This is a genomic window from bacterium (assembly GCA_030247525.1).
GTDB lineage: Bacteria > Electryoneota > JAOADG01 > JAOADG01 > JAOADG01 > JAOTSC01.
The window spans coordinates 1-2,414 of sequence record JAOTSC010000273.1 but is presented as its reverse complement, the minus strand read 5'-3'; the positions used below and the strand labels follow the sequence as shown (position 1 = coordinate 2,414).

The following is a 2,414-nucleotide window of genomic DNA, read 5'->3' as shown; positions in this document are numbered from 1 at the left end:
CTTTGTTCAATTGATTCTTCATTGCAAGACGTTCTTACCTAACGTATCGTTCCAGCGTTGTCGAAACCACTCTCCAGATGGATGTAATGAAGCTTGTTCAATCGGTAACCGGTCACCGATTGGCAGTTGCAATTTCCATCCTAACTCAGCCAGTAGATGAGGCGATAGTCCTGCGAAACATGGAGTAACTCTCGAGTGAGTATCGACATAGTATCCCCAAGTCACTGGGTTGTCGTTTTGAGTTTCAGTTATCACCGATGTCCAGAATATACCAAGTTCAATTTCCTGCGGCACCCCGACGGTACACTTTCCTAACTCGATAATTTTCACGGAGGCGGGGAGACTTTTCGACCACTCGAATAGCGCGACGCGGCTTGCAATCGTTACCGGAAAGGAACCGTTCCGCTTTAACCAAAACTGTGTAAAGCGTTGTGCTTCCCGGTTGCTATGGGCAAAGTAGATGTGTTTGCCATTGGCAGCCGTAATCAAATGTAACTTCTCAACCTCAATACGATTCGCAAGACGAATCGCAATCCCACCTGTTACTATCAACACAAACAAAGAGACAACAGCGAACCGCCATTGTTTTCGCAACACCCAGTGTATGGTAAGAAATAGTGCGAAAGTTGCAAAGAGCAGCGGGACGAATTTTCGACTACCGGCTCCCCATTGCATTCCGGGGAAGGTCGCAATCGTGAACAACCAATCGGTAAGTTTTGCAACTCCCTGTCCCAACAGTGTTGGGAGTAACGGAACCGGTGATAGCAACAAAATGAGAATTGCTGCTATCAATATCGCGTTACTAATCGGAATTGCTGGAAGGTTCAAGAGAATACCGGCAAAGGAGACAAAACCGAAGTGGTAAACCATCACAGGTATTGTTCCAAGCAAAGCGACACAGGAGATACAAATAGCATCGAGCGACCATCGTATCCCTTTTTGCAAGACGTTTAATCTTACAACGGGAGTAGGAAAAATTTGTGAATGATGCCGGAGATAGAAGAGTATACTACCTACCGCAGCAAAGCTTAATTGAAAGCCTGGCGTAACGACATCGTGCGGTTGCCAGAGCGAGAGTAAGAGTAGCGCTCCTCCCCATGGCTGCCATGGGGAATGATGTTTCCCACGCCACCGCATCGCAATCAGAAACAGTGCCATGACAAACGCCCGGTCGACCGAAGCGATATCGGGCAAAAGCCACCAATACCCGAACAAACAGCATACGATAAAAGCCATCCGGTAATGAAACTTGAGTCGAAGTATCGAACCGAACGCTTCAAACAACGCCCACATCACCATGACCTGTAAACCGGAAAGCGCAAGGAGATGGAGCAATCCAGTTTTCCGAAATCCGGCGATGGTCATTGGATCGAGTTGGGCATAATTCCCGAGTAACAACGCTTCCGATAGCATAGCCGCTTCGCCAGGAATCGCTTGGTGCAGTGTGGTAGAGATTTTCTCGCGGATTGCAGTGGCAGCTTGTTGTGAAATTCGGTGGAGATGATTTGGATTGGGATGATGGGTAACGATTCGATGGACGGTAACCCGCGCTTGCGAACCGGAAGCGGCAGCATATCGTTCGCGGGAACCATAGGTAAGAAAACTCATTGAATCGAAGGGGGATAACTCACCTGTGAATTTAATCCGGTCACCGCTTCTCAACGGGTAGGATGCATCACGATAGAAAATCTGGACTGTTATTGGCGGCGAATGTTCGAGGGTGCCAGTGACCAACCATCCGCTATTCGTTCGCATCGGATCACACGTTATGTCACACCAGCTATAGACTGGAATCCGTTGGTCAACAAGCAACGGTTTGACCACATTGCCAGAAACAAAAGCCGCCCAGGCGAATCCGAACGTGATCAGTAATGCATACTCAGCAAAAAGCAGAAGAGAGCGAAATGGTTTTAACTGGAGTAGGAACGTTAGTAATAGAAAGGCAAGTGCGCACCACCAGAAGTATCCTTCCCATTGTGCGTTCAGGATACCGAGTAGTGCGCCGGCAAATGCGGCAAGTCCCCATCCCAATAGGGGTGCGCTCATGCTACTTGGGAGCTACGTATAAGACAGTATCGTCGACTTTCGTGACAACAATTATCGTTCCCTTTGGCAGTGGTGTCTCGGAAAGCGCTCGCCATAGTTCGCCACGCACATACACTGTGCCGGCAGGTTCGCAAGGAACGACCACTTCTCCCGAAGTTCCGACCATTCCTTCCTCACCGGTTGCGACCTTGTTCTTGAGCGCCTTCACACCCGCCGCTACCACAAAAACAAAAAACAGTACGGTTGACACGACTACGCCGGCAATAACCGCCCAATTGATTCCTGGCATATCGTCCGGTAAATCGAATAAGAGAAGTGATCCGGTAATCAGTGCGACGATACCGCCCGCGGTAAAGGCACCTTTACTG

At 49.1% G+C, this 2,414-nt stretch carries 2 protein-coding genes; both read right to left on the bottom strand.

Annotation, left to right across the window (positions count from 1 at the left end; all coding sequences use genetic code 11):
* Positions 1 to 18: 18 nt before the first annotated feature.
* A complete protein-coding gene (locus OEM52_14890) occupies positions 19 to 2,046 on the bottom strand; it encodes a ComEC/Rec2 family competence protein (GenBank protein ID MDK9701420.1) in 2,028 nt (675 codons plus the stop codon).
* 1 nt (position 2,047) lies between these two features.
* A partial coding sequence (locus OEM52_14885; GenBank protein MDK9701419.1) for a nodulation protein NfeD occupies positions 2,048 to 2,414 on the bottom strand: 367 nt, incomplete at its 5' end.